The organism is Streptomyces mobaraensis (assembly GCF_020099395.1).
GTDB lineage: Bacteria > Actinomycetota > Actinomycetes > Streptomycetales > Streptomycetaceae > Streptomyces.
Genome location: NZ_CP083590.1, coordinates 3,128,478 through 3,154,656 on the forward strand (window position 1 = coordinate 3,128,478; position 26,179 = coordinate 3,154,656).

Here is a 26,179-nt window from a genome sequence, read left to right on the forward strand (position 1 = left end):
TCCCGGGAGCGCCGCCGCCCGGACGGAAACCGGCCGGCCCCCGCTCGTACGTAGCCCGCAGCCAGCCGCCCTGGAGGCCATGCCGTGCCCGCGCACGCCCCTGACCAGCACGAAACGACCGCACTCGACCCGCTCACCCGCGAGCGCGACCATCTCACCGCCTCCCGCGCCGCGTTGCGCGCGATGCGGGAGGACGTCGAGGCGCTCGACATCAAGGACGTCACGGCCAACTGGGTCAACGCGGAGGTCCTGAACCGCCAGATCGAGGAGCGCATCACGGCGCTCGCCGATCTCGCGCACGCACCCCTCTTCTTCGGGCGGCTGGACTACGAGGAGGCGCCGGCCGACGCGACGGGGGAAGGCGGCGGCGAGGAGCGGTTCTACATCGGGCGGCGGCACGTGCACGACGCGCACGGCGACCCCATGGTCGTCGACTGGCGCGCGCCCGTCTCGCAGCCGTTCTACCAGGCGTCGAAGAAGGAGCCGCAGGGGGTCGGGCGGCGGCGCCGCTTCGGTTACACCGGCGGCGAGTTGACGGCGTACGAGGACGAGGACCTGACGGACGCGTCGGGCGCCGAGCGGGCGAGCGCGCTGCTCCAGGCGGAGATCGAGCGGCCGCGCGTCGGCCCGATGCGGGACATCGTCGCGACGATCCAGCCGGAGCAGGACGAGATCGTGCGCGCCGGGATCGGCGGCACGGTGTGCGTCCAGGGGGCGCCCGGCACCGGGAAGACGGCGGTGGGCCTGCACCGCGTCGCGTACCTGCTCTACGCCCACCGCGAGCGGCTGGCCCGCACCGGCACGCTGGTCATCGGGCCGAACCGGTCCTTCCTCCGCTACATCGAGCAAGTGCTGCCGGCGCTCGGCGAGTTGAACGTCGCGCAGGCCACGGTGGACGACCTGGTCGCGCATGTGGAGGTGCGCGGGACGGACTCCGCCGAGGCGGCGACGGTCAAGGGCGACGCGCGGATGGCGGAGGTGCTGCGGCGCGCGGTCAGGGCGGGCGTGACGATGCCGGTGGACCCGGTGGTCGTCGTGCGCGGCTCGCGGCGCTGGCGCGTCCCGGCGTACGAGGTGGAGGAGATCGTCCGCGAGCTGCTCGCCCGCGACATCCGGTACGGCGCCGCCCGCGAGGCCCTGCCGCAGCGCATCGCGCACGCCGTGCTCGTCCGGATGGAGCAGGCCGGCGAGGCGCCGGACGACCGGGTGCAGGACGCGGTGGCCCGCGACTCCGCCGTGAAGGCGGCGGTCAAGGCCGTCTGGCCGGCCGTCGACCCGGCGAAGCTGGTGCTGCGGCTGCTGTCGGAGCCGGAGTTCCTCGCCGAGCACGCGGCGGGCCTGCTGACGGAGGACGAGCAGCGGGCCGTGCTGTGGGCGAAGCCCGCGCGGAGCGTGCGGACGGCGAAGTGGTCGGCGGCGGACGCGGTGCTGATCGACGAGGCGACCGACCTCGTCCAGCGGACGCCCTCGCTCGGGCATGTGGTGCTGGACGAGGCGCAGGACCTGTCCCCGATGCAGTACCGGGCGGTCGGCCGCCGCTGCACCACCGGTTCCGCGACCGTACTGGGGGACATCGCGCAGGGCACGACGCCCTGGGCGACGGCGAGTTGGGGCGAGGCGCTCGCGCACCTGGGCAAGCCGGACGCGGCCGTCGAGGAGCTGACGCAGGGCTTCCGCGTCCCCCGCGAGGTGATCGCCTACGCGTCGCGGCTGCTGCCCGCCATCGCCCCCGGACTGTCCGAGGCGACGTCGGTGCGCGAGGCCGCCGGCGACTTCGCGGTCCGGGCCGTCGGCGATCCCGCCGCGCTGGACGACGCGGTGGTCGACGCCTGCCGCTCCGCGCTCCGCCGCGAGGGCTCCATCGGCCTGATCGCGGCGGACGCCCGGATCCCCGCCCTCGCGGCGGCCCTCACGGAGGCGGCCCTCCCCCACCTCGCCCCGGGCGAGGAGACCACCGCCGACGCCCGCCTCACCCTCGTCCCGGCGTCCCTGGCCAAGGGCCTGGAGTACGACCACGTCGTCCTCGACGAGCCCGCCGCCGTCGTCGCCGGCGAACCGGACGAACGCACCGGCCTGCGGCGGCTGTACGTGGCCCTCACCCGCGCGGTGTCGGGCCTGACGGTGCTGCACGCGGAGCCGCTGCCGGCGGCTCTGGGGTGACGGTTCCGCGCCGGGGCCGGGAGGGGCAGGCGCATACGGCCACCGCACGCACCTCTCCTCCCCCGCGCGGAGAAGGGAGCGGCGGCGGGGCTCGCGCCGGTGAGAAGTGACGCGGGCGGTACGGGTGGTGGTTTCGGCGCTCATGCGGACCGGTGAATCAGCGGATTCCGCCGCCACCCCCCGCCGTCTTCGTGCGGTCACATGACAGGCAAGGCGCCGTCACGGACCTCCGCCGCCCGGCCGGTGATACCGGCACAGGTATGGGTATCGGCCGTTTGTCGGGGGCCGTCGGTGGCGGTCGGCGGACTGTCGGTGATCTGTCGGCGGGCGGCGGGACATTGGAGCAGGTCGGGGCCGGTCGTCACCGGTACCGGCCATCGGCATCGCAGTGTCCCGGCCTACCGGAGCGGCGCTCCCGGCGTGATCCGCCGCGGAAGCCGCCCGGCGGTCCACGATCAGGAAGGCAGTCCCATGACCACCGAAGTGACGATCATCGGCGCCGGTCTCGGCGGGCTCGCGCTCGCCCGCGTCCTGCACGTCCACGGCATACCGGCGGCGGTCTACGAGGCGGAGGCCTCCCCGGCCGCGCGTTCACAGGGCGGGATGCTCGACATCCACGACTACAACGGCCAGATCGCCCTGGAGGCGGCCGGACTGATGGACGAGTTCCGGGAACTCATCCTGGAGGGCCGCCAGGCCATGCGGGTGCTCGCGCCGGACGGGAGCGTGCTGTTCGACAAGGCCGACGACGGCTCCGGGGGCCGTCCCGAGGTGCAGCGCGGCGAGTTGCGGCAGATGCTGCTCGACTCGCTCCCGGCCGGGACCGTCCGGTGGGGGCACAAGGTCACCGGCGCCCGCGCGCTCGGCGACGGACGGCACGAGGTGGCGTTCGCCGGCGGCGGCACCGTCGTGACGAGCCTGCTGGTCGGCGCGGACGGCGCGTGGTCGCGGATCCGTCCGCTGCTCTCCGCCGTCGAACCGGAGTACAGCGGCAGGTCGGTCGTCGAGACCTACCTGTACGACGCCGACACCCGGCACCCCGCCGTCGCGAAGGCGGTCGGCGGCGGGGCGATGATCGCGGCCAAGCCGGGCAGGGAGATCTTCGCCCACCGGGAGAAGGGCGACACGCTGCACGCCTACGTGGGCGTGGTCGAGCCGCTGGAGTGGTTCACCGGCCTCGACTTCACCGACGCCGCCACGGCTCACGAGGCCACCGCGCGGATCGCGCGGGAGTTCGACGGCTGGGCGCCGGAGCTCACCGCGCTGATCACCGACGCGGACGTCACGCCGGTTCTGCGCCATTTCCACGTCCTGCCGGCCGGGCACCGGTGGGAGCGGGTGCCGGGGGTGACCCTGCTCGGCGACGCCGCCCACCTCGCGATCCAGAACGGCGAGGGCGCCAACCTGGCGATGCTCGACGGCGCTGAGCTGGGCCAGGCGCTCGCCGCGCACCCCGGCGACGTCGAGGCGGCGCTCACGGTGTACGAGCAGGCCATGTTCCCGCGCAGCGCCGAGGCCGCCAGGATCGGCGAGGACGCGGGCGAGGACCCGATCCAGGGTCTGCTCGCCGCCATCAGCGGGGAGGGGCGGCCCGAGTAGGCCGCGGGAGGAACCGGCGGAGCGGACCGGGGAAAGGCGGCGCGCACGGGCCGGCGGCCGTCACACGGCTCCGCCGGCCGCCCCGGCGCCGGTCGCGCCTCCACCAGCCGTCTCACCAGCCGTTTCACCCGCCGCCAACAACGCGTCCACCAGCCCCGGGAAGCGCGCGTCGAGGTCGTCGCGGCGCAGGGCGACATGCCGGTTGCGGCCGACCGCGCGGGTGGAGGTGACGCCCGCTTCCCGCAGGACGCGCATGTGGTGCGACACCGTCGACTTGTGCAGATGCCCGAGGCCGAGGCGGACGGAGTCGCAGTCGCACTGCTCGTCGGTGCCCAGCACGTGAAACAGGTGCAGGCGGACAGGGTCCCCTAGCGCGCTGAGGACCTTCTCCAGCCGGATGTCCCCGGCGTCGGGCTGCGGCAGCAGCTCTCCCTCCACGGTCGTCACCATTCCCACCTTCCGTCACCGGAGCGCCGGGCCGCCGGAGTTGAGGACATGACCGGGCCGGCATTTTTTGTTTGACAGGGGTCCAACAATCTCTATTGTTTGACGCACGTCCAACCTTACCTGCCCGGAACTGCCCGGAAGGACTCCCGTGCGTCTCCGCCTGTTCCTGCTCGCCCTCGGCGCGTTCGCCGTCGGCACCGACTCCATGGTCATGACCGGCATCCTCGACGGCATCGCCGACGACCTCGGTACGTCCCTCGCCGCCGCCGGACAGCTCGTCACCGTCTTCGGCCTGGCGTACGCGCTGCTCGCGCCCGTCCTCGCCACGGTGACCGCCCGCTGGGACCGGCGGCGGGTGCTGTTCACCGCGCTCGCGGTGTTCACGCTCGCGAACGCCCTCAGCGCGCTCGCCCCGGGCTACGGAACGCTCCTCGCCACCCGGATCCTCGCCGCCGCCGGCGCCGCGCTCTACACCCCGACGGCCAACGCCGTCGCCACCACCCTCGTCCCGCCGGAGCGGCGCGGGCGCGCCATCGCGACCGTGCTCGGCGGCATGACCGTGGCCACCGTGCTGGGCGTCCCGCTGGGCGCCTACCTCGGACGCGCCGACTGGCGCTGGACGATGTGGCTGGTCACCGCCCTGGGCGCCGCCGCGCTCACGGGCCTCGCCGCACTGCTGCGCGACCTGCCCACCCTCACGGGCGCCCCCGGCATACGGGAACGCCTGGCGCCGCTGCGCAACCGCCAGGTCATCGCGGGGACGTTCACGACGTTCCTCGTCTTCGTCGCCGTCAACTCCATCTACATCTACCTGGCGACGGCGGTCCGCCCGGCGACGGGCGGCGACCAGGACCGGCTCTCCCTGATCCTGCTGGTCTCCGGCCTCGCCTCGATGGCGGGCAACTGGCTGGGCGGCCGGCTCGTCGACCGGCTGGGCGTCCGCGCGGTCCTGCTCACCGGCGGCGTCCTCGGGGCCCTCGCGTACGGATCCCTGCCGCTGCTCTCCGGCTCGATGCCCGGGGCGCTCTGCTACGCCGTCATCAGCCCGCTCGTCGGCTGGTCGATGGCCGTCGCCCTGCCGCACCGCCTGGTCTCCGTCGACCCGCCGAGCGCACCCCTGCTGATGTCGCTCAACAGCAGCGCGCTCTACCTCGGGCTGGCGGCGGCCGGGGTCGTGGGGAGCACGGCGATCGACGTGCTCGGGGGGCGGTGGTTCCCGCTGGTGTCGGTGGTGGCGATGGCGGGCGCGGTGGCCGTCACGCTGGCGACGGTCCGGCGGTCGCGGCCCGCGAGCACGGAGGCGCGCCCCGAGCCCACCCCTTCACCGGTTCCCGGGGCTGCGCCCGCCAAATAGCCCGTCCGGCGTTTGAGGACAACCGCGCGAAGCGCGGTTTCGGGGGCGTGGGGGCTTGCCCCCGCAAGAAACGGTGAGGGGGCGGGACCGGGGCACCCCACACCCCACCTACCCCCCAAGCGCCTCCCGCCAAGCCCGAACCGCCGCCACATCCACCGCCGCGTCCCAACCCCCCGGCCGGGACGCACCCCCGATGTGGAACCCGTCGATACCGGCCTCCAACAACACCGGCACATGCTTCAACTTCAGCCCCCCGCCCACGAGAATCCGCGGCTCATATCCGGGCTCGTCCCCCCGCGCCGCCTCCGCCAGCAGCACGGAAAGCCCGTCGTCCACCCCGGACGCCGAGCCGGCCGTGAGGTACGTGTCGAGGCCAGGCCGGTCGGCCAGCTGCTTCCGCAGGGCGTCGCGGTCGGCCGCCCGGTCGATCGCCCGGTGGAACGTCCACCGGGCACCGGGCCCGAGCACGTCGCACAGCGCGTCGACGGCGGCGAGGTCCGCCCGCCCGTCCTCCCCGAGGAACCCGAGGACGAACTCCTCGGCGCCCTCCGCCCGCAGCGCGCCCGCCGCGGCGCACAGCGCGTCGAGTTCCGCAGCGCCGCCCACGCCGAAGCCGTCGGAGGACCGCAGCATCACGCGGACGGGGATGTCGACGGCCTCCCGCACCCGGGCGAAGGTCTCCAGCGAGGGGGTCAGGCCGTCGGCCGCCATGTCGCTGACCAGTTCCAGCCGGTCCGCCCCGCCGGCCCGCGCCGCCACCGCGTCCGCCGCGTCCAGCGCGATCACTTCGAGAATTGGTCTAGACATGTAACAAGGGTGCCACACCGGCGCCCGCCGAGGAAGCACGCCCCTCGGTTGCACCACAATGGCCCCATGGCCACCCCCGCCGAGCAGCCCGATCAGCCCGCGCAGCCCGGGCAGTCCGGGCAGTCCCTCGAAGCCCGCTGGGCCGACGCCGTCCGCACGGCCCGCCGCCCGGCCCACGGCCCGGACCCCGACGCTCCGAGCCCCGACGCCCCGGACATCGACACCCCGGACACGGACGCCCCGGACGCCGACACCCCCGACCTCGCCCGCTACGCCGCCGACCTCCTCGCCCGCTGGTCGGAGCCGCAGCGCCGCTACCACACCACCGCCCACCTCACCGCCGTCCTCGACCGCGTCGACGAACTCGCCGAGCACGCGCGGTCCGCCCGCGACCTCGCCGCCGTCCGCCTCGCCGCCTGGTTCCACGACGCGGTCTACCTGCCCGAACGCTCGACCAACGAGGAGCGCAGCGCCCGGCTCGCGGGCCGCGCCCTGGCGGAGCTCGGGGTGCCCGAGGACGTCACCGCCGAGGTCGTCCGGCTCGTCCTGCTGACCGTCGGCCACGACCCGGCCCCCGGCGACCGCAACGGCGAGCTGCTGTGCGACGCCGACCTCGCCGTCCTCGGCGGGACCCCCGAGGCGTACGCGACGTACGCGGCGGAGGTGCGCCAGGAGTACGGCTTCGTGCCCGACGAGGCGTTCCGGGCTGGCCGCGCGGCCGTCCTGCGCCAACTGCTCGCCCTGCCCCGGCTGTTCCGCACCCCGCGCGGGTACGAACGGTGGGAGCGCGCCGCCCGGCACAACCTCACGACGGAGCTCGCGCTGCTCACCACGTAGCGCGGGCCCGGCAAGGGCGCCGCCGCACTCAGCCCGGCCGCGCCCCCGGCCGCTTCCGCCTCCGCAGCCCCGCCGCCCGCAGCAGCCGCACCACCTCCCGGCTGCGCACCTCCACCGCGCCGAGCCGCACCGCGTCCGCGTACGAGGACGCCGCCACGTCGTAGTGGTCGCCGTCGAAGGCCCGCGCGGGCAGGCCCATGCGGGCGGCGAACGCGTGCAGCTCGTCGAAGCTCACGTCGCTCACCAGGTGCGACCACATGCGGCCGTGCCCCGGCCACTGCGGCGGGTCGATGTAGAGGGTCACCGCTCTTCCCTCTCGCCTCTTCCGTCGCTCGCGTCAGCCGCGCAGGGCCGACGACAGCCGCCCGACGGGCGCCACGATCACCGCCTGCTTCGTACAGGCCCAGTGCGGGTCCGGCCCGAGCTCCGGCTCGACCTCCAGGGCGTGCGGGTCGCCCGAGTCCGTGCAGACCGGGCACAGCGGCCAGCGGCCGTGCCGCTCCAGCAGCGCGTCCTGGACGTCCTGGGCGATCAGCCCGGCGACGAAGGCCACGCCCTCCGGCCACTGCTCGACCCACCACCGCCGGCCGGCCACCGCGTCCTCCACCAGCGAGACCACGTCCGGGTCGGCCACGCCCCCGGCGGTCAGGTCGTCGAGGACGAGCGCCCGGGCCGCGTGCAGTGCTTGTTCGAGCTCCATTGCCCCATTGTCCGGGACGCGAATGGTTGACGGCACATCCGGCTGAAAATACCTTTCACCGGGTGAGCAGCGATCCGAAGGAAATCGCCGAACGCCGTCTCCCGCCGCTGCGCAGGCCCGTCCCTCCGCCCGCTCCCGGCGCGCTCGCCGCCAAGGTCCGTACGCTCGCGCCGACCATGACCCGCTCCATGCGGCGCGTCGCCGACGCCCTCGTCGCCGACCCGGCGGGCTCCGCCGCCCTGACCGTCACCGGGCTCGCCCAGCGCACCGGCACCAGCGAGGCCACCGTCGTCCGCACCGCCCGCGTGCTCGGCTACCCCGGCTACCGCCAGCTGCGCCTCGCGCTCGCCGCGCTGGCCGCGGAACGGGCGGCGGGCCGCGCGCCGGCCGTCACGGCGGACATCGCCGTGGACGACCCGCTGCCGAGCGTGGTCGCCAAGCTCGCGCACGACGAGGCGCAGTGCCTGGCCGACACGGCGGCCGGGCTCGACACCACCGCCCTGGAGGCGGCTGTATCCGCGCTCGCCGCCGCCCGGCGCGTCGACGTCTACGGCATCGGCGCGTCCAACCTCGTCGGCCAGGACCTCGTCCAGAAGCTGCTGCGCATCGGCGTGGTCGCGCACGCCCCCGCCGACCCCCACCTCGCCGTCACCAACGCCGTCCAGCTGCGCTCCGGCGACGTCGCCATCGCCATCACCCACTCCGGCCGGACGACCGACGTCATCGAACCCCTGCGGGTCGCCTTCGAGCACGGTGCCACCACCGTCGCCGTCACCGGCGACCCGGCCGGCGGCATCGGCCAGTACGCGGACCACGTCCTCGCCACGTCCACGGCCCGGGAGAGCGAACTCCGCCCGGCCGCCATGTCCAGCCGGACCAGCCAGCTGCTGGTCGTGGACTGCCTGTTCATCGGTGTCGCGCAGCGGACGTACGAGCGGGCGGCGCCCGCCCTCTCCGCCTCCTACGAGGCACTCGCCCACCGCCACGCCGCGCGGCCCGACCCGCGCTGACCCGAGACGCCGCCCAAGACGCCGCCCGAGACGCCGACCCGAGACCGAGCGAGGCCACCATGCCGTCGTCCCCCGCCCACGCCGCCCTCCGCGCCCAGCTCGCCCACCTCACCACGGAGGCGTTCCGCCCCGAACTGGCGGACATCGACCGGCTGCCGACCCTGGACATCGCGACCGTCATGAACGCCGACGACGCCACGGTCGCCACCGCCGTCGCCGGCCGGCTGCCCGCCATCGCCGCCGCCATCGACGCGACCGCCGAACGGATGGCGCGCGGCGGCCGCCTGGTCTACGCGGGCGCGGGGACGGCGGGACGGCTCGGAGTGCTGGACGCCAGCGAGTGCCCGCCGACGTTCGCCACCGAGCCCGGCCGCGTCGTCGGCCTGGTCGCGGGCGGCCCGGAGGCGCTGGTGACGGCCGTCGAGGGCGCGGAGGACGACGCGGACGCGGCCGCCGCCGACCTCGCCGCGCTGGCCCTTACCCCCGACGACACGGTCGTCGGCGTCTCCGCCTCCGGCCGCACCCCGTACGCCGTCGCCGCCGTCACCCGGGCCCGCGCGGCCGGCGCCCTCACCATCGGCCTCTCCTGCAACGAGAACTCCGCCCTCGGCACCGCCGCCGACCACCCCATCGAAATCGTCGTCGGCCCCGAACTCCTCACCGGCTCCACCCGCCTCAAGGCCGGCACCGCCCAGAAGCTGGTCCTCAACATGATCTCGACCATCACCATGATCCGCCTCGGCAAGACGTACGGGAACCTGATGGTCGATCTGCGCGCTTCCAACGCGAAGCTGCGGGCTCGGTCGCGGCATATCGTCGCGTTGGCGACGGGGGCGGACGACGCCGAGATCGAGGCGGCGCTGACGGCCACGGACGGAGAGGTGAAGCAGGCGATTCTGGTGCTGCTGGGCGGGGTGGGCGCTGCCGCCGCCGGCCGGTTGCTGGAAGAGGCCGGCGGGCACCTGCGGGTGGCGCTGGAGGCTGCGCGGGGGAGGTGAGCCCCGGCCCCTCCCCCAGAGGGGGCACCCCCATTCACCGTTTCTGCGGGGGCGAGCCCCCGCACCCCGAAGCGCGCTGCGCGCGCTGTCCTCAAACGCCGGACGGGCTGGAGTGGGCGCCCTATTCAGCCCGTCCGGCGTTTGAGGACGAGCGGCGAAGCCGCGAAAAGGGGGGTCTGGGGGCTTGCCCCCAGGAAACGGCGAAAGGGTGGGACCGGGGCACCCCTCACGGAAGCGGCAGCTCGGCAAGCATGACCGCGTACACCGGGGAGTCAGGGAACGGCTGACGTTCACCGACCTTCCGATACCCCCAGCTCTCGTAGAGGGCCTGCACCTTCGGGTGCGTGACGTCCACCAGAAGGGCGGCGAGATCGTCATCACGAGCCGCCAGAAGCTCCCGGTGCAGCCGCTCGGAGTGCCCTCGCTTGCGCCACTTCGGCCGCACCATCAGCTCGGACACATGAAACGTCCGCGTTCCGGCCGGCGCCGGGTCGAGATGCTCCCGCCACCATTCGCGTTCGGGCTGCGCGGCGGCACCGTAGGCGTAGCCGACGGGCTCGGACCCGTCGTAGCCGATCACGCAGGAGAACCCGGGATTGCCGGACCAGTGGTCCACGAACCACGGGAACCGCTGGACGAACGGGTCGTCGGCACGGTCGGAGTAAGCGTCGGCATGCACGTCGAGAAGGGTCTGACGGATGTCGGCCGCGTGGGCGTGGCTGAAGTGCCGGACGTCAATGACGGTCAAGCTCGGCTCCATTCGCTGCGGAAGCGGTCGCCCCAGTCTTGAGCCACTGGGGTCGTGGGGGCAATGGCAATCAAGTCCCGATAGAAGTCGCCGAGAAGAGACCGCACCCGCCCCGGAATCGGGTAGCCGCTCATCAGATCGAAGGCGCTCGACGCGGTCACGCACGCCTGGTCTGTCTCGCGCTGGTGGAGCTGTGCGAGTGCCAGACGCGCGGTCACCAGAGCGCGGTTGCGGTGGAACTTCCGCGGGATGGACGACAGAGCCCGGTGCGAGGCAGCCTCGGCGTCCGCGTGGTCCCCGATGCGGTCCCGCACGATGGCGGTGAGCGCTGTCAGCTCCGAAAGGTCGTAGAAACCCAGCCAGGACGGGCGGGGCTCTTGAACGTCCGCCTTAGCCAACGCTTCTTCGGCATATCCGAGGGATCGCAGGGCGGCTTGCCGGTGGTGCAGGGTGGCGTGTCCGAGGGCTGCCCGGGCATGGGCCAGCGATGCATACAGCGGGGCGCGGCGGGCGACACCGACAGCTTGGGCGGCATAGGCGGCATCCACGGCCTTGGCGTACTCGTGACGCTGGTGGGCCAGCATGGCGTACGAGTTCCACACGCGTAGCTGGGCGATACCGTCCTTGGCCATGCCGGCGAGTCGGAGAGCGCGGTCCAAGTACTGTTCCGCTCTGCCGAGCCGCCGGGCATCAATGGCAGACCAAGCTGCGGTGGCGGTGTAGTCGGCGGCAGCGGAGAAAAGGCGTTGGCGGATGCGCTGCGTGGCTGCCTTCTGCTGCATGTCCATGGCCTGGCGCGCTCCCGACAAGGCAGCGCTTTCGAGGGCCTCGTGGCCGCCCCTGTGGGCGTCCAGGGCCATGAGGGCATCAAGCCCCTTTCGCAGCTCGATGACATCGGAAGTGCCGACGCGAGCCCGACGGGGCGATAGATCGGGGACGACGACGGCGGCGGTCGTCCCGGCGGTCGCGGTGAAGAATGTCCGGCGGAGCACGTGGTTCTCCGGGGGGCTGGTGACGTGGCATTTGCCTTGGGGCGGAACGAACCCCAGTTCCTCGGCGGTACACCCGAATAATGCCTCCAAAGCCCGCCTTTGCCGAGGGTGCGGCCAACGGGTCTTTCCGGTCAGCCACTGGCGGACGGTGCGATCGGAGACCGTGCCGGGGTAACCGAAGTCCGTCAGAAGCTCGTTGAGCTTGTCCGCGAGCTCGCACTGCTTGAACCCGACGTCGCGCATGCGTTCTTGAAAGCGCACGTTGGGCTGTCTGGGCGCGGTCTCCTCCACGACGCACACGCTAGCGAGGCGGCGTGCGGACGGTAATCGAACAGCGCTACCAGCCCCGGAAATTTCCGGTTGGCTCCGAGCAGCACTTGCAGCGCCTTTCCTCCCCCATCAACAGACACCTCCGTTGTACTGGCGTCGGACAGGCCGCGTACCCACGCGTGGCCGCATCGATCTGTCGTCGCCCCTTCGCGCCCCGCGTACACGCGGGCGACGGCACCGGAACCGCCGAGGCGATCAACGACCATGACCGCACTCCCCGCCGCGACCGGCGTCCCCGCATACGCCCAGACCATGCCCCGCGAGCCGGCATCCGCTCGACGTGCACGGCTCCTGACGGCGGCCGCCCTGCACACCTGGAACCTGCCCGGCCTGCTGGACACGTGCGTGCTGATCGTGTCGGAGCTGGTCGCCAACGCGATCGAACACACCGAATGCCGCCACCTGCGCGTGATCGTGTCCCGCCCCCGTCCGGATCGCGTCCGGGTGGCCGTGGTGGACATGTCCCCGCAGCGGCCCGTCCGTCAGACGCCGTCATCCAAGGACGAACGAGGACGCGGCCTTGCCGTGGTAGCCGCACTCGCCCACCGGTGGGACGCCGACTCTCTGCCGTGGGGGAAACGCGTCTGGGCCGAACTTCGTACCGCAGACGAGAACCGACCGCGGACAACCGAGGAAAGGAAGCGCTCATGAAGGCGACCGTCCGACCATGGGGCCTGACCCGTATGGAGCCCTACCCCTCACCGATCACGGTCACCGGGACGGCCGCCACCCTGGACCCGGTCACGCAGACCACCGTCTACCTCGACGCCCAAGGTCGCAGGGTCGAGATAGGCAAGCACGGCACGGGCACCGGCAAGGAGACCAGGACCCGCACCAGCCAGGGCGACGGGAGCGGTCCGTCCAACGCCGACGAGGGCCACGACCAGGAAAGCGACCAGGACTGACGCCATGGCCTCCCCCCGACCGGTCGTCGTCGTGACCGCGCTGGACGACCTGACGGCAGACCACGTCATCACCGAGCTACATGGCCGGGGCGTCCCGGTCGTGCGGCTCGACCCCGGCCGGCCCGGCGGGGTGACCCTTTCCGCCCACGCATGTTCAGGCCGCACCTGGCGCGGCCCCCTCACCACCCCCACCAGGTCCCTCGGCCTGGAGCACGCACGAGCCGTGTACTGGCGACGGCCGTCCTCGTACGCCGCGCCGACAGGCATGGACGGCCAGGAACAGGCGTTCGCCGCCGCCCAGGTCCGGCACGGGCTCGGTGGCGTCCTGGCCGCCCTTCCGGACTGCTTGTACGTCAACCACCCGCACCGGAACCAGGGAGCCGAATACAAGCCCCGCCAGATCACCGAAGCCCTGCGGGCGGGCCTCGACGTCCCGCCGACGCTGATCACCAATGATCCGGAGGCCGCCCGCGCCTTCGCGACGGAGTACGGGCCCGTGGTCTACAAGCCGCTGCGCTCCACCGAGTACCGCCAGAGCGGGGTGCCGCACACAATCTGGGTCCGCCCGGTCGATCCGCGTGAGATCGGCGACGGTGTCGCCGCCTGCCCGCACCTGTTCCAGCAGGTCGTCCGGAAAACCGCCGACGTACGGGTAGCCGCCGTCGGCGGGGAACTGTTCGCGAGCCGCATCACCGTGGACGGTGACCACCTGGACTGGCGCCTGAACTACGACCGGATCACGTACCACCCCATCGCCGTACCCGCCCCAGTGCGCCACGGCATCCGTGCCTACCTGCACGCCTTCGGCCTGGCCTTCGGGGCGTTCGACTTCGCCGAGGGCCGCGACGGCGTGTGGCGCTTCTACGAGTGCAACCCGAATGGGCAGTGGGCGTTCGTCGATGACCGTACGACCGTGGCCATCGCCACAACCCTGGCCGACCTGCTGGAGAAGGGACTCCCCACATGACCGACCCCGACCGCGTCACCGTCGACGAAGAACGCGCGGCCGAGCTGCGCGAGCGCCTGGCGCAGAAGCTCGAAGCCGCCGGTCACCTCCGCTCACCCGGTTGGCGGAAGGCTGTCGAGACCGTGCCCCGGCACGAGTTCGTCCGGGCTTTCTTCCGCCGGTCGGACAGCGGCGAGGGCACACGGTGGGTTCCTGTCGTGCCCACACCGGCGGACGCCGATGCGTGGCTTGTGGAGGCGTACTCCGACGAGACGCTGGTGACCCAGTTGGACGGCGGCACACACCCCGCCGACGTCCGTGACCCGGTTCACGGCGACCCCACCTCGTCCTCGACCTTGCCAAGCCTGGTGGTGCGCATGCTGGAGGACCTGGACGCCCAGGAGGGTGACCGGGTTCTGGAGGTCGGCACAGGCACCGGCTATTCGACGGCCCTCATGTGCGAACACCTTGGCAGCAGGCAGGTGACGTCCGTCGAGCTCGACGCGGCGGCGGCCGAACGGGCGCGAGCGGCGATCCACGCCGCCGGCTATGAACCGACGCTCGTCCCCCACGACGGCCTGCTCGGCTACGCCGGCAGCGCCCCCTACGACCGGTTGATCGCCACCTGCTCCGTGCGTACCATCCCGGCGGCGTGGCTCGCCCAGGTGCGGCCCGGGGGCACGGTCCTGACCACGATGACCGGATGGCTGTACGGCTCCGGCCTCGTCCGGCTGACCGTCGGAGAGGACTGCACGGCCGAGGGCCGGTTTCTGCCCGGCACGGTGTCGTTCATGATCGCTCGAACTCAGGCGCCGCCGGCCCTCACCGGCATCTCGGAACTTCTCGCCCAGGGCGCCGTGGAACGGCCCACGCGTGTCGGCCCCGCCGTGCTGAGTGACTGGACGCCGCAGTTCGTGGCGCAGCTCGCCATTCCGGGCGCTCAGTATGTGGGCATGCGCACGGGCGACGGCCCGATGCTGGACCACATTGTCGACCGGGACGCCGGGTCCTTCGCCACACTCATCCCGGACGGTAGCGGCGGATTCATCGTTCGCCAGGGCGGCCCGGTTCGCCTCTGGGACGCCGTCGAGGAGGCGATCGACACATGGGAGGCGGCCGGTGCGCCGCCACAGACCGCCTTCGGTCTGACCGTCACCCCTGATCACCAGAAGGTCTGGCTCGGCTCCCCCGACGGGCCGGGTTGGCTCCTGCGCCTTTAAGCCCGTCCGGCGTTTGAGGACGAGCGGCGAAGCCGCGAAAAGGGGGTCTGGGGGCTTGCCCCCAGGAAACGGCGAAAGGGCGGGACCGGGGCACCCAACCGTTACAAACGGCGCCCCCGCGTGGGACACATCCCCCATGCCCACCGAGCACCCTCTCGCCACCACCCTCCTCCCCCTCCTCGGAGGCCCCACCAACCTCCGCTCCCTCACTCACTGCATGACCCGCCTCCGCGCAGACGTGGCGGACCCCGCCCTCGTTCGGACGGCGGAGCTCCGGGCCGCTCCCGGCGTCCTCGGAGTGGTCGTGGACGGCACGGCCGTCCAGATCGTTCTCGGCCCGGGCAAGGTCACCCAAGTGGCCGCCGCCCTCCGCGCCGAGCGCCGGGCGCGCACCGCCGCCCCCTCCGGACAACTCCTCCGCCGCGTAGCCCAGATCTTCATCCCCCTCATCCCCGCCCTCATCGGCTGCGGCATCATCGCCGGCCTCGCCGGCCTGCTCGCCAATCTCCAGTGGGCGCCCGCCCTCGTGCCGGCGCTGAACGCCGTCGCGTCCGGGTTCATGGCGCTGATCGGCGTCTTCGTCGGGTACCAGACGGCGAAGGAGTTCGGTGGGACGCCGGTTCTCGGCGGAGCCGTCGCGGCGGTCGCCGTCTGGCCGGGGGTGGGGCAAGTGGAGGCGTTCGGGCGGGGGTTGACGCCCGGGCAGGGCGGGGTGCTCGGGGCCCTGGCCGCGGCGCTGCTGGCCGTGGCCGTGGAACGCGGGTGCCGGCGCGTCGTCCCCGAGGCGCTGGACGTTCTGCTCACCCCGGCGCTCACCGTGCTGCTGCCGGGGCTGGCGACGCTGTACGGGCTGATGTGGGCGGCGGGTGAAGCGTCAAGCGCCGTCGGCCAGTTCGCGGACTGGCTGCTGTCGCACGGGGGTGCCGTGGCGGGGTTCGTGCTGGGCGGGCTGTTCCTGCCGCTGGTGATGCTGGGGCTGCATCAGGCACTGATCCCGGTCCACGCCACGCTGATCGCCGAGCGGGGCAGCACGGTCCTGCTGCCGATCCTCGCCATGGCGGGCGCGGGCCAGGTGGGGGCGGCGGTCGCCGTCTACCTGCGGCTGCCGGACGACATCTCGGTGCGGCGGACGGTGCGTTCCGCGCTTCCGGCTGGACTGCTGGGGGTCGGCGAGCCGTTGGTCTACGGGGTGTCGCTGCCGCTGGGGCGGCCCTTCGCGACGGCCTGTGTGGGAGGCGCCTTCGGCGGCGGGTTCGTGGGGTTCATGGCGCAGGGCGGAAGCGGCACGGTGGGCGCGACGGCGATCGGGCCGTCCGGCTGGGCGTTGTTCCCGCTGCTGAGAGGGGATCAAGGGCCGGTCGAGGCGGTGGTGGTGTACGCGGCGGGGCTGCTGGTCGGGTACGCGGCCGGCTTCCTCGCCACGTACTTCTTCGGTTTTCCCCGGAAACGCCCGAGGGCGGCATCCCCGTGATGGGGATGCCGCCCTCGGTCTGCTTCAGGACTGGCGAGCCGGGTCGGCTCAGAAGTCCATCTCGCCACCGGGCATGCCGCCCGGAGCGGCCGCGGCGGCCTTCTCCGGCTTGTCGGCGATGACGGCCTCGGTGGTGAGGAAGAGCGCCGCGATGGAGGCGGCGTTCTGCAGGGCGGAGCGGGTGACCTTCGCCGGGTCGATGATGCCCTCGGCGATCATGTCGACGTACTCGCCGGTCGCGGCGTTGAGGCCGTGGCCGACGGTCAGGTTGCGGACCTTCTCCACGACGACGCCGCCCTCGAGACCACCGTTGACGGCGATCTGCTTGAGCGGGGCCTCCAGGGCCAGCTTGACGGCGTTGGCACCGGTGGCCTCGTCGCCCTCGAGCTCCAGCTTCTCGAACACCTGGGAGGCCTGGAGCAGGGCCACGCCACCACCGGCGACGATGCCCTCCTCGACGGCCGCCTTCGCGTTGCGAACGGCGTCCTCGATGCGGTGCTTGCGCTCCTTGAGCTCGACCTCGGTCGCGGCACCGGCCTTGATGACGGCCACGCCGCCGGCCAGCTTCGCGAGGCGCTCCTGGAGCTTCTCCCGGTCGTAGTCCGAGTCGCTGTTCTCGATCTCGGCGCGGATCTGGTTGACGCGGCCCTGGACCTGGTCGCTGTCACCGGCACCGTCGACGATGGTCGTCTCGTCCTTGGTGATGACGACCTTGCGGGCGCGGCCGAGCAGGTCGAGACCGGCGTTCTCCAGCTTGAGGCCGACCTCCTCGGAGATGACCGTGCCACCGGTGAGGATGGCGATGTCGCCGAGCATGGCCTTGCGGCGGTCGCCGAAGCCCGGGGCCTTGACGGCGACGGACTTGAAGGTGCCGCGGATCTTGTTGACGACCAGGGTCGACAGGGCCTCGCCCTCGACGTCCTCGGCGATGATCAGCAGCGGCTTGCCGGACTGCATGACCTTCTCGAGGAGCGGCAGCAGGTCCTTGACCGAGCTGATCTTCGAGTTGACGATCAGGATGTACGGGTCGTCGAGGGACGCCTCCATACGCTCCATGTCGGTGGCGAAGTACGCCGAGATGTAGCCCTTGTCGAAGCGCATACCCTCGGTGAGCTCCAGCTCCAGACCGAAGGTCTGGGACTCCTCGACGGTGATGACGCCTTCCTTGCCGACCTTGTCCATCGCCTCGGCGATGAGCTCGCCGATCTGGGTGTCGGCGGCGGAGATGGAGGCCGTGGAGGCGATCTGCTCCTTGGTCTCGACGTCCTTCGCCTGCTCCAGGAGGGCGGCGGAGACGGCCTCGACGGCCTTCTCGATACCGCGCTTCAGGGCCATGGGGTTGGCACCGGCGGCCACGTTGCGCAGACCCTCGCGGACCAGCGCCTGGGCGAGGACGGTCGCGGTCGTCGTGCCGTCACCGGCGACGTCGTCCGTCTTCTTCGCGACCTCCTTGACCAGCTCGGCGCCGATCTTCTCGTACGGGTCCTCCAGCTCGATCTCCTTGGCGATGGAGACACCATCGTTGGTGATCGTGGGGGCGCCCCACTTCTTCTCAAGGACGACGTTGCGGCCCTTGGGGCCGAGGGTGACCTTGACGGCGTCGGCGAGCTGGTTCATACCGCGCTCAAGGCCGCGCCGCGCCTCCTCGTCGAACGCGATGATCTTGGCCATGTGAAGTGGTCCTCCCGGACTGGGGGTGGATTGCTCCGGACCGCACAGGCGCCCGCGACGGACGGCCCACATGCTCGGCGGTTCCTTGCCCCGCCGGGCCCGTGGACCTCACCGACGGTCCAAGTCTGTCACTCTCACTGGGAGAGTGCTAAGCCAATGATTAGCACTCGGCACCTCCGAGTGCAAGCGTCCTTCCGAAGACCGGGGTCATCCCGGACACCGTCCCGGAGGGGTTCCGGGCCTCGTTTCGAACGGATCCCGGAGGCGCCCCGGAGACCCTGCCCAGCGGGAGACCGGCGCACTCCCCGCACCGCCGGCCCGGACGGCCGAACAGTCCGTCCACCGAACAGACGAACGGACACGACAAAGGGGTCCGCACCTCCCGGTGCGGACCCCTTTGACAGACTGAGCGATCGGTGGTCGATGCGCCGCGGTCAGGCGGTCACCCTCACCATGTCGGCCTGAGGTCCCTTCTGGCCCTGCGAGATCTCGAACTCGACCCGCTGCCCCTCTTCCAGGGTGCGGTAGCCGTCCATCTGAATCGCGCTGTAGTGGACGAAAACATCCGCACCACCGTCGACCGCGATGAAGCCGTACCCCTTCTCCGCGTTGAACCACTTGACGGTGCCCTGAGCCATGCCTAACTCCCCTATTACTGGCCCTTGCACAGGACCGCACTTCGCGGACCCGGGTCAGACCTCACCCCTTGTGACACCGAGGGGTGTGCGCCGGAACGCGTCGACCGCGGCTGAATGTATCTGCACGGATGCCGTCTGCAACAGGTCAGACGGACGAGAAATACCGGCGTCGCCGAGCGGCGATCTCCACCCAACAGGGGATGTTCCAGGGCAAGTCGGGCCGGACATACACCGGCCAACCCGACAATTCGCACGCGTAATTCCCGCGCAACTTGACGGGTTCTCATATGCGTTCGGCTCTGACACCGGAGGGGGAACGTCCCAACTGTATCGCGCTTCAACAGACGGAATCGCCCCGTCCGCTTAGCGGCCGGGGCGATTCACGGTTCGCGTGTGGTTCCCGTTGCCGGGTGAGTCTCTCGATGCCGTCGGGCGCGCCGCCTCGCGGGCGCTCGGCGTCGCGGGCGCTCAGCCGCCCGCCACCGCCGGGATGATCGACACGCCCGCGCCGTCCGGGGTCGCCGCGGCGAGGCCGCCCTCGAAGCGGACGTCGTCGTCGTTGACGTACACGTTGACGAAGCGGCGCAGTTTGCCGGCGTCGTCGAGGAGCCGGGCGGCGATGCCCGGGTGGTTCTTCTCCAGGTCGCCGATCACCTCGGAGAGGGTGGATCCCTGGGCGGGGACTTCGGCGCGGCCGTCGGTGTAGGTGCGGAGGATGGTGGGGATGCGGACGGTGACGCTCATGGGGTCGCCTTTCTTGTGAGTGGTGTGGCGTGTGTGCGTGCGCGGGGGGGCGCGGGTGGGGTGCCCCAGTCCCGCCCTTTCACCGTTTCTTGCAGGGGCTGCGCCCCCGCACCCACAAGCGCCCTGCGGGGTCAGGGGCGGCAGCCCCAGGAAACGGTGAAAGTGGGGGTACCCCCTCTGGGGGAGGGACCGGGGCCGCCCACCCCTACCCCAGCCCCGCCTCCCGGAAAGCCCCCAAGCTCGGCCTGATCGTCACCGACGGCCCCGCCGCCACCGCGTCCAGCGTCTTCAGCCCGTCCCCCGTGTTCAGCACCACGGTCGTCAGCGAAGGATCCAGCACCCCCGCCTCCAGCAGCTTCCGCGTGACGCCCACCGTCACGCCGCCCGCCGTCTCCGCGAAGATCCCCTCCGTGCGGGCGAGGAGCCGGATGGCGTCCACGATCTCCGGGTCGGTGACGTCCTCGACGGCACCTCCCGTGCGCCGGGCGATGTCGAGCACGTACGGCCCGTCGGCCGGGTTCCCGATGGCCAGGGACTTGGCGATCGTGTCGGGCTTGACGGGACGCACCACGTCCTGGCCGTCCTTGAAGGCGCGGGAGACCGGCGAGCACCCCTCCGCCTGGGCGCCGAAAATGCGGTACGGGCGATCCTCCACCAGCCCGAGGGCGATCAGTTCCCGCAGCCCCTTGTCGATCTTCGTGAGCTGGGAGCCGGAGGCGATGGGGATGACGAGCTGGTCGGGCAGCCGCCACCCCAGTTGCTCGCAGATCTCGTAGGCGAGGGTCTTGGAGCCCTCGCCGTAGTAGGGGCGGAGGTTGACGTTGACGAAGCCCCATCCCTCGCCCAGCGGGTCACCGATGAGCTCGGAGCAGAAGCGGTTGACGTCGTCGTACGTCCCCTCGATGCCGACGAGGTCGCCGCCGTAGACGGCGGCCATGACGATCTTGCCGGCCTCCAGGTCGTGCGGGATGAAGACGCAGGACCGGAGCCCGGCGCGGGCGGCCGCCGCGCCCACCGCGCCGGCCAGGTTGCCGGTCGAGGAGCAGGACAGCGTGGTGAATCCGAAGGCGCGCGCCGCCTCCACCGCGACCGCGACGACGCGGTCCTTGAAGGAGTGCGTGGGGTTTCCGGAGTCGTCCTTGACGTGCAGCTCTCCGGTGACGCCCAGCTCCCTGGCCAGGTTGTCGGCGCGGACGAGCTGGGTGAAGCCGGGCCGGAGGTTGGGCCGGGAGGCGACGTCGGCGGGGACGGGCAGCAGCGGCGCGTACCGCCAGATGTTCGCGGGGCCGGACTCGATGCGCCGGCGCAGGCCCTCGGGGTCGCCGAGCGGCAGCTCGTAGGCGACCTCCAGCGGGCCGAAGCAGGAGGTGCAGGCGAAGACCGGTCCGAGGGGGACGCGCTCGCCGCACTCGCGGCAGGACAGCGCGACGGCGGGACCAAAGGAACCGCCAAAAGAAGTGGTGGCGGAAGTGACGCTTTCGACGGCTTGCACAGCCATGGAGGCGAGGCCCTTTCTCCTCATCTTCCCCGTGGCGAACCTCGCCACGAGACGGAATTGGCACCTTCCCCGCCGGGAGCCTCACAAGGAGACCGGCTGGAGGGTTGCCGGGGCTTCAACGGGCCGTGTCCCTCTGCCCCTCTGGATGAGCGGTATGGCACTGGGCAGCACCCAGGCGTTTGTGCGCGCGGCACCCCCGACATACGGGCGGGCTCCGCGTTGTTCAAGACTGTATCGGAAGGTGCGGCGCGGCGAGAGGGCCGTTTCGCACCGCGAGACAGATCACCACACCGTTCACAAGCGAGGAGTCGTTCACGTGCTGGAAGAGGTGGAGCGCTGGCTGTCCCGGCGGTCCTGGACCGCGGCGGACCGCCCGCTCGACCGGCTGCTCGCCGCGAAGCGCGCGACGGGTACCACGGTCAGCGTCGTCCTGCCCGCGCTGAACGAGGAGGCCACGGTCGGGGACATCACCGCCGCGATCCGCCGCGACCTCATGACGGACGAGATGCCGCTCGTCGACGAGCTGGTGGTCCTCGACTCCGGTTCGACGGACGGCACGGCGCGGGTCGCCGCGGCGGCCGGGGCCCGGGTCGAGCACCGGGACGCCGTGCTCCCCGGCCTGCCCGCCGTCCCCGGCAAGGGCGAGGTGCTGTGGCGGTCCCTGCTGGTGACCTCCGGCGACGTCGTCTGCTTCATCGACGCCGACCTGCGCGACTTCTCGTCCGCCTTCGTCTCCGGGATCGTCGGCCCGCTGCTGACCGACCCGGACGTGGACTTCGTCAAGGCGATGTACGACCGCCCGCTGGGCGAGGCGGCGGGCCAGGGCGGCCGGGTGACGGAGCTGGTCGCCCGCCCGCTGCTCAACCTGCACTGGCCGCGGCTGGCCGGTTTCGTGCAGCCGCTGGGCGGCGAGTACGCGGCCCGGCGCTCGCTGCTGGAGCGGCTGCCGTTCCCCGTCGGCTACGGCGTGGAGCTCGGCCTGCTCGTCGACGCGCTGCACACGGTGGGCCTGGACGCGCTGGCCCAGGTCGACGTCGGGGTGCGCAAGCACCGCCACCAGGACGGGCGGGCGCTGGGCCGGATGGCCGCCGCCATCTACCGCACCGCTCAGCTGCGGCTGGGCCGCGAACCGCTGGTGCGCCCGGAGCTGACCCAGTTCGAGCGCACGGCGGAGGGGTTCGTTCCGCGGACGTATCCGGTGGACACCGAGGAGCGCCCGCCGATGACGCAGGTCCCCGAGTACGCGCGGCACCGCGCGGCGTAGACCTACGGAGACGGGCGGCGTAGGCGTACGCGAAAGGGCAACGGGGGGAGGCGTACGTTTGAGCGGATGGCGGCGTGGCAAGGCTCGCGTCATGGTCGCTGAGCACGTGCAGAACGCCCCCATCGTCGTGGCATCCAACCGCGGCCCGGTCTCCTACCGGGTCGCCGAGGACGGCTCCCTGACCTCCGGCCGGGGCGGCGGTGGCCTGGTCTCCGGGCTCAGCGCCATCGGTACGGACTCCGGCGCGGTGTGGGTCTGCGCCGCGCTCGGCGAGGGCGACCGGCTCGCCGCCCGCCGCGCGGGCCGCCGGCTCGACCCGGCCGACACCGGCGGGTACGGCGTGCGGATGCTCGACGTCCCGGCCGAGACCTTCGCCGCCGCGTACAACGGCATCGCCAACTCGGTGCTGTGGTTCGTCCACCACCTGCTCTACCAGACGCCGCTGGAGCCCGTCTTCGACGCCGGGTTCCGCGAGCAGTGGGCCGCGTACGAGACGTACAACGCCGCCTTCGCGGACGCGCTCGCCGAGGAGGCCGCCGAGGGCGCGGTGGTGCTCGTCCAGGACTACCACCTGACGCTGGTCCCGGGCCTGCTCCGCGAGCGCCGCCCCGACCTGCGCATCAGCCACTTCTCGCACACCCCCTGGGCGCCGCCGGACTACTACCGGATGCTCCCCGACGACGTGGCCGCGCAGGTGCTCCGCGGCATCCTGGGCGGCGACCGCGCGGCGTTCCTCACCCGCCGCTGGGCCGACGCGTTCGCCGCCTGCTGCGCGGACGTCCTCGGCGCGGAGGTCGTCCGCGCGGACGACGGGTCGGCGACGGCCGTGCGCCTCGACGGCCGGACGACGCTGCTCGGCGTCCACGGCCTGGGCGCGGACGCCGCCTTCCTGCGCGAGCGCGCCCACCGGCCGGACGTCGAGGAGCGGATGGCCGCGCTGCGCGAGCAGGTCGGGGCCGGCCGCCGGACGATCGTCCGCGTGGACCGCACCGAGCTGTCGAAGAACATCGTCCGCGGCCTGCACGCCTTCCGGCGGCTCCTGGAGGACCACCCGCAGTGGCGCGAGCGCGTCGTGCACATCGCGTTCGCGTACCCGTCCCGGCAGGACCTCACCGTCTACCGCGACTACACGGCGGAGGTCGAGCGCGTCGCCGGCCTGATCAACGAGGAGTTCGGGACGCCCGGGTGGCAGCCGGTCGCCCTGCACGTCAAGGACGACTTCGCACGCTCCCTCGCGGCCTACCGGATGGCGGACGTCGCCCTGGTCAACCCGATCCGCGACGGGATGAACCTGGTCGCCAAGGAGGTGCCGGTCGTCTCCGACGACGGCTGCGCGCTGGTGCTCTCGCGGGAGGCGGGGGCCGCGGCGGAGCTGGGCGCGGACGCGATCGTCGTCAACCCGTACGACGTCGAGGCCACCGCCCGCGCCCTGCACGAGGCGCTGCTGATGGACCACGGGCAGCGCGCGGACCGGTCGAAGCGGCTGGCCGCGGCGGCGACGGCGCTGCCGCCGGCCCGCTGGTTCGTCGAACAGCTGGACGCGCTGCGGGCGTTGTAGCGCCGGAGGCCAGGGGGCGGGAGGGGCGCCGGGGCGTGTGGCGTGCTCCCGTGCGCGCCGGTGTGCTTCGGCCGCCCGGCTGACGGGCGGTGCGGGCGGGTAGTCATGGGGCATGTCGATCCCACCGCGCCGGCTCGCCCTGGCGGCGGCCACGGCCGCCGTCCTCGCCGTGACCACGACCGGTTGTTCGTCCGATTCCGATGACGGGAAGTCGGAGTCCAAGAGCGGCAAGGGGGCCGCGGCCACAAGTACGGCCTCGCCTTCCGGTTCCGATGCGGCCAAAGGGCCGGCCCCTTCTGCCCCGTCCGCCGGGTCCGGCGACGGCTCGGTACCGGTCGGGCCCGGCCCCCAGTCCTCGTACACCGTGCAGAAGCAGCCCGCTCCCGGCACCTGCGCCTATCACTACACCTCGGCCAAGGAGCCGCTGCCCGACCCCAAGTGCACCCCCGGGGCGACCAACCCCAAGGTCACCCCGGACACGCTCAAGACGACGATCTGCCGCGCCGGTTACACCAAGGACATCAGGCCGCCCACGAACATCACGGGTCGCGAGAAGACCGCCAACGCCGCCTCCTACGGCTACAAGAAGTCGCTGCGTGAAGCCGAGTACGACCATCTCATCAGCCTCCAGCTCGGCGGCGACCCCAACGACCCGCGCAACCTGTGGGTCGAGCCGCCCTCCCCCGGCCACAAGGACGGCGCGGGCCCCAACAACCCCAAGGACGTCGTCGAGACGAAGCTGAAGAACGCGATCTGCTCGGGCAAGGCGGACCTGCGGAAGGCACAGCAGGCCATCGCCCGGGACTGGACGACCGCGCTGGCGGCGGTCGGCATCAAGGACGACGGGAAGGCACGGCGGGAGGGAGCCGACGCGGACGGCGACTGAGGACGCGGACGGCGACTGAGCGAGGGCCGCGACGGGCATGCGGCCCGGAACGCCTCAGTTCTCCGGCGCTGCCTCGCCCGTCACCCCGTCCGCCAGCGCCTCCAGCAGCCCCACCACACCCTTGGGGCCGTCCACCACCAGGTCCGCGCGGTCGGCCAGTTCGGTGACCTCCGTGCTGCCGCTGCAGACCAGGACACCGGTCAGCCCCTCGGCGCGCAGCCGCTCCACCGCGTCGAAGGCGGCCAGGTCACCGAGGTCGTCGCCGGCGTAGAGGACGCAGTCGGCGCCGGTGGCGCGGACGTGGTCGGCGAGGGCGACGCCCTTGTCCATGCCCGGCGGGCGCAACTCCAGCACCAGCCGTCCCGGCTCGACGATCAGCCCGTGCCGGGCGGCGAGTTCGGCCAGCGGCTTCTCCAGCGCCCGGAACGCGCCCTGGGGATCGGGCGCGCGGCGGGTGTGGACGGCGATGGCCCGGCCGCCCTTGTTCTCGATGGGCGCGGTCTCCACCCAGGTGCCGTGCCAGGCGCCGGACGCGTCGAGCACGCCGGGCAGTTCGGCCTGGACGGCGGCGATGCCCGGGTGCGGGGCCGGTGAGTGGACGGTGCCGGTGGCCGCGTCCCAGCGTTCGGCGCCGTAGTGACCGAGCACCGCCAGGCGTTCGAGGCCCGGCACCCCGGCGAAGCCGCCGTAGCGGACGGCGACCCCGGCCGGCCGGCCGGTGATCACTGCCACCGACTCCAGGTGCGGCGCGAGCCGGGCGAGGGCGGGGACGGCCGCGGGGTGCGCCCGGGCGCGTTCGGGGTCGGGGACGATCTCGGCGAGCGTCCCGTCGAAGTCCAGCGCGACGATCGCGCGGCCGGGCCGGGCGAGGAGCGCGGCGAGGCCCTCGCGCCCGGCGGACGTCACGGGTTCCGGAAGGGGGTGGCTTCCCATGCCGTCGACCCTACCCAGGCGCGCGCCGTCGAGTCGGGGGCTTCCGGATTTCGTGGGGCGAAGGTTCCGGACGGTGTTCCAGCGAGGCGTACGGCCGCCGGTCAGCGGCGGGCCCGCCGGGCCTCGCGCAGCCGGCGCAGCCGGTTGACCGTGACGGGGTCGTGGGCCAGGGCCCGGGGATCGTCCAGCAGGGCGTTGAGGAGCTGGTAGTAACGGGTGGGCGTGATGCCGAGCCGTTCCCGCACGGCCCGCTCCTTGGCGCCGGGGCCGGGCCACGACCGCCGTTCGAGGGCGAGCACGGCCAGGTCCCGCTCGGAGAGGGGCCGGTCGCTCCCGGAGGGGGGCCTGTCGTCCATGCGGTCCAGCGTAGGCGACGGCGGGGAGAGGCCGGGCCCGGGAAGGTTCCGGGCCCGGTACGGATCCAGGACCGGTACGGACCCGGGCCCGGGAACGATCCGGGCCC

At 72.7% G+C, this 26,179-nt stretch carries 26 protein-coding genes and 1 riboswitch; of the genes, 14 read left to right on the top strand and 12 right to left on the bottom strand.

What is annotated here, in order from left to right; translation table 11 throughout:
* Positions 1-84: 84 nt before the first annotated feature.
* Together K7I03_RS13310 and K7I03_RS13315 are read left to right on the top strand one after the other, a co-directional pair.
* A complete protein-coding gene (locus tag K7I03_RS13310; protein ID WP_185941502.1) occupies positions 85-2,160 on the top strand; it encodes a HelD family protein in 2,076 nt (691 codons plus the stop codon).
* Positions 2,161-2,631: 471 nt separating this feature from the next.
* Positions 2,632-3,759: an FAD-dependent oxidoreductase gene (locus K7I03_RS13315; protein WP_185941503.1), complete on the top strand. Its 1,128-nt coding sequence runs from the start codon at positions 2,632-2,634 to the stop codon at positions 3,757-3,759.
* Between the two features lie 60 nt (positions 3,760-3,819).
* Here K7I03_RS13315 and K7I03_RS13320 read toward each other — a convergent pair whose 3' ends face one another.
* Positions 3,820-4,209, bottom strand: a complete 390-nt coding sequence (locus K7I03_RS13320; protein ID WP_221902667.1) for an ArsR/SmtB family transcription factor — start codon at positions 4,207-4,209, stop codon at positions 3,820-3,822.
* A 145-nt stretch (positions 4,210-4,354) separates the two neighbouring features.
* Here K7I03_RS13320 and K7I03_RS13325 point away from each other — a divergent pair, with 145 nt between their 5' ends.
* On the top strand, positions 4,355-5,560 hold the full coding sequence (locus K7I03_RS13325; RefSeq protein ID WP_224347030.1) for an MFS transporter: 1,206 nt from the start codon (positions 4,355-4,357) through the stop codon (positions 5,558-5,560).
* A 108-nt stretch (positions 5,561-5,668) separates the two neighbouring features.
* On the opposite strand, the gene K7I03_RS13330 is transcribed toward K7I03_RS13325, so the two are convergent.
* Positions 5,669-6,367, bottom strand: a complete 699-nt coding sequence (locus tag K7I03_RS13330) for a copper homeostasis protein CutC (RefSeq protein ID WP_185941504.1) — start codon at positions 6,365-6,367, stop codon at positions 5,669-5,671.
* Between the two features lie 66 nt (positions 6,368-6,433).
* Here K7I03_RS13330 and K7I03_RS13335 point away from each other — a divergent pair, with 66 nt between their 5' ends.
* Complete coding sequence (locus K7I03_RS13335; RefSeq protein ID WP_185941505.1) at positions 6,434-7,204, top strand: HD domain-containing protein; 771 nt, start codon at positions 6,434-6,436, stop codon at positions 7,202-7,204.
* Between the two features lie 28 nt (positions 7,205-7,232).
* Here the strand turns inward: K7I03_RS13335 and K7I03_RS13340 are convergent, their stop codons facing one another.
* Positions 7,233-7,508: a DUF4031 domain-containing protein gene (locus tag K7I03_RS13340; protein WP_185941506.1), complete on the bottom strand. Its 276-nt coding sequence runs from the start codon at positions 7,506-7,508 to the stop codon at positions 7,233-7,235.
* A gap of 33 nt (positions 7,509-7,541) precedes the next feature.
* Positions 7,542-7,904 (bottom strand): hypothetical protein, encoded by a 363-nt coding sequence (locus tag K7I03_RS13345; RefSeq protein WP_185941507.1) that lies wholly within the window; start codon positions 7,902-7,904, stop codon positions 7,542-7,544.
* A gap of 62 nt (positions 7,905-7,966) precedes the next feature.
* On the opposite strand from K7I03_RS13345, the gene K7I03_RS13350 reads away from it, so the two are divergent.
* A complete protein-coding gene (locus tag K7I03_RS13350) occupies positions 7,967-8,914 on the top strand; it encodes a MurR/RpiR family transcriptional regulator (RefSeq protein ID WP_398857127.1) in 948 nt (315 codons plus the stop codon).
* Positions 8,915-8,973: 59 nt separating this feature from the next.
* Positions 8,974-9,912, top strand: coding sequence for an N-acetylmuramic acid 6-phosphate etherase (gene murQ / locus K7I03_RS13355; protein WP_185941508.1), 939 nt, complete (start codon positions 8,974-8,976; stop codon positions 9,910-9,912).
* Between the two features lie 226 nt (positions 9,913-10,138).
* Here murQ and K7I03_RS13360 read toward each other — a convergent pair whose 3' ends face one another.
* On the bottom strand, positions 10,139-10,672 hold the full coding sequence (locus K7I03_RS13360; RefSeq protein WP_185941509.1) for a GNAT family N-acetyltransferase: 534 nt from the start codon (positions 10,670-10,672) through the stop codon (positions 10,139-10,141).
* Entirely contained in the window at positions 10,657-11,943 is a 1,287-nt protein-coding gene (locus K7I03_RS13365) for an XRE family transcriptional regulator (protein WP_224347031.1), read from the bottom strand. Before K7I03_RS13365 ends, K7I03_RS13360 begins: the two co-directional genes overlap by 16 nt.
* Before the next feature lie 291 nt (positions 11,944-12,234).
* Here K7I03_RS13365 and K7I03_RS13370 point away from each other — a divergent pair, with 291 nt between their 5' ends.
* The 5 genes from K7I03_RS13370 to K7I03_RS13390 all read left to right on the top strand — a co-directional run bounded on the left by K7I03_RS13370 (position 12,235) and on the right by K7I03_RS13390 (position 16,524).
* Positions 12,235-12,633: an ATP-binding protein gene (locus K7I03_RS13370; protein WP_224347032.1), complete on the top strand. Its 399-nt coding sequence runs from the start codon at positions 12,235-12,237 to the stop codon at positions 12,631-12,633.
* A complete protein-coding gene (tgmA, locus tag K7I03_RS13375; RefSeq protein ID WP_185941511.1) occupies positions 12,630-12,887 on the top strand; it encodes a putative ATP-grasp-modified RiPP in 258 nt (85 codons plus the stop codon). Before K7I03_RS13370 ends, tgmA begins: the two co-directional genes overlap by 4 nt.
* Positions 12,888-12,891: 4 nt before the next feature.
* The gene (tgmB, locus tag K7I03_RS13380) at positions 12,892-13,854 is read left to right on the top strand and encodes an ATP-grasp ribosomal peptide maturase (protein WP_185941512.1); all 963 of its coding nucleotides are present in this window, start codon (positions 12,892-12,894) and stop codon (positions 13,852-13,854) included.
* The gene (gene tgmC, locus K7I03_RS13385; protein ID WP_185941513.1) at positions 13,851-15,053 is read left to right on the top strand and encodes an ATP-grasp peptide maturase system methyltransferase; all 1,203 of its coding nucleotides are present in this window, start codon (positions 13,851-13,853) and stop codon (positions 15,051-15,053) included. The genes tgmB and tgmC overlap by 4 nt, the downstream gene beginning before the upstream one ends.
* Before the next feature lie 136 nt (positions 15,054-15,189).
* A complete protein-coding gene (locus K7I03_RS13390) occupies positions 15,190-16,524 on the top strand; it encodes a PTS transporter subunit EIIC (protein ID WP_185941514.1) in 1,335 nt (444 codons plus the stop codon).
* Between the two features lie 48 nt (positions 16,525-16,572).
* On the opposite strand, the gene groL is transcribed toward K7I03_RS13390, so the two are convergent.
* From groL to thrC, 4 genes are all read right to left on the bottom strand, one after another.
* Positions 16,573-18,195 (bottom strand): chaperonin GroEL, encoded by a 1,623-nt coding sequence (groL, locus tag K7I03_RS13395; RefSeq protein WP_004954155.1) that lies wholly within the window; start codon positions 18,193-18,195, stop codon positions 16,573-16,575.
* Positions 18,196-18,629: 434 nt separating this feature from the next.
* Positions 18,630-18,833, bottom strand: coding sequence for a cold-shock protein (locus K7I03_RS13400; protein ID WP_004986573.1), 204 nt, complete (start codon positions 18,831-18,833; stop codon positions 18,630-18,632).
* A 468-nt stretch (positions 18,834-19,301) separates the two neighbouring features.
* Complete coding sequence (locus K7I03_RS13405; RefSeq protein WP_185941515.1) at positions 19,302-19,577, bottom strand: MoaD/ThiS family protein; 276 nt, start codon at positions 19,575-19,577, stop codon at positions 19,302-19,304.
* A 205-nt stretch (positions 19,578-19,782) separates the two neighbouring features.
* Positions 19,783-21,075, bottom strand: coding sequence for a threonine synthase (gene thrC / locus K7I03_RS13410; protein ID WP_185941516.1), 1,293 nt, complete (start codon positions 21,073-21,075; stop codon positions 19,783-19,785).
* Positions 21,076-21,092: 17 nt separating this feature from the next.
* Positions 21,093-21,227: riboswitch (SAM riboswitch) on the bottom strand.
* Between the two features lie 164 nt (positions 21,228-21,391).
* Between thrC and K7I03_RS13415 the strand changes: the two genes are divergently transcribed.
* The 3 genes from K7I03_RS13415 to K7I03_RS13425 all read left to right on the top strand — a co-directional run bounded on the left by K7I03_RS13415 (position 21,392) and on the right by K7I03_RS13425 (position 24,783).
* Positions 21,392-22,339 carry a glucosyl-3-phosphoglycerate synthase gene (locus K7I03_RS13415; protein WP_185941517.1) on the top strand — a complete coding sequence of 316 codons (948 nt, stop codon included), beginning with the start codon at positions 21,392-21,394 and terminating at the stop codon, positions 22,337-22,339.
* A 91-nt stretch (positions 22,340-22,430) separates the two neighbouring features.
* The gene (locus tag K7I03_RS13420; RefSeq protein WP_185941518.1) at positions 22,431-23,897 is read left to right on the top strand and encodes an alpha,alpha-trehalose-phosphate synthase (UDP-forming); all 1,467 of its coding nucleotides are present in this window, start codon (positions 22,431-22,433) and stop codon (positions 23,895-23,897) included.
* 112 nt (positions 23,898-24,009) lie between these two features.
* Positions 24,010-24,783, top strand: coding sequence for an RAD23 family protein (locus K7I03_RS13425; RefSeq protein WP_185941519.1), 774 nt, complete (start codon positions 24,010-24,012; stop codon positions 24,781-24,783).
* A 54-nt stretch (positions 24,784-24,837) separates the two neighbouring features.
* Here the strand turns inward: K7I03_RS13425 and otsB are convergent, their stop codons facing one another.
* Together otsB and K7I03_RS13435 are read right to left on the bottom strand one after the other, a co-directional pair.
* Entirely contained in the window at positions 24,838-25,716 is an 879-nt protein-coding gene (gene otsB, locus K7I03_RS13430; protein ID WP_185941520.1) for a trehalose-phosphatase, read from the bottom strand.
* Between the two features lie 101 nt (positions 25,717-25,817).
* A complete protein-coding gene (locus K7I03_RS13435; protein ID WP_185941521.1) occupies positions 25,818-26,072 on the bottom strand; it encodes a DUF3263 domain-containing protein in 255 nt (84 codons plus the stop codon).
* Positions 26,073-26,179 lie beyond the last annotated feature (107 nt).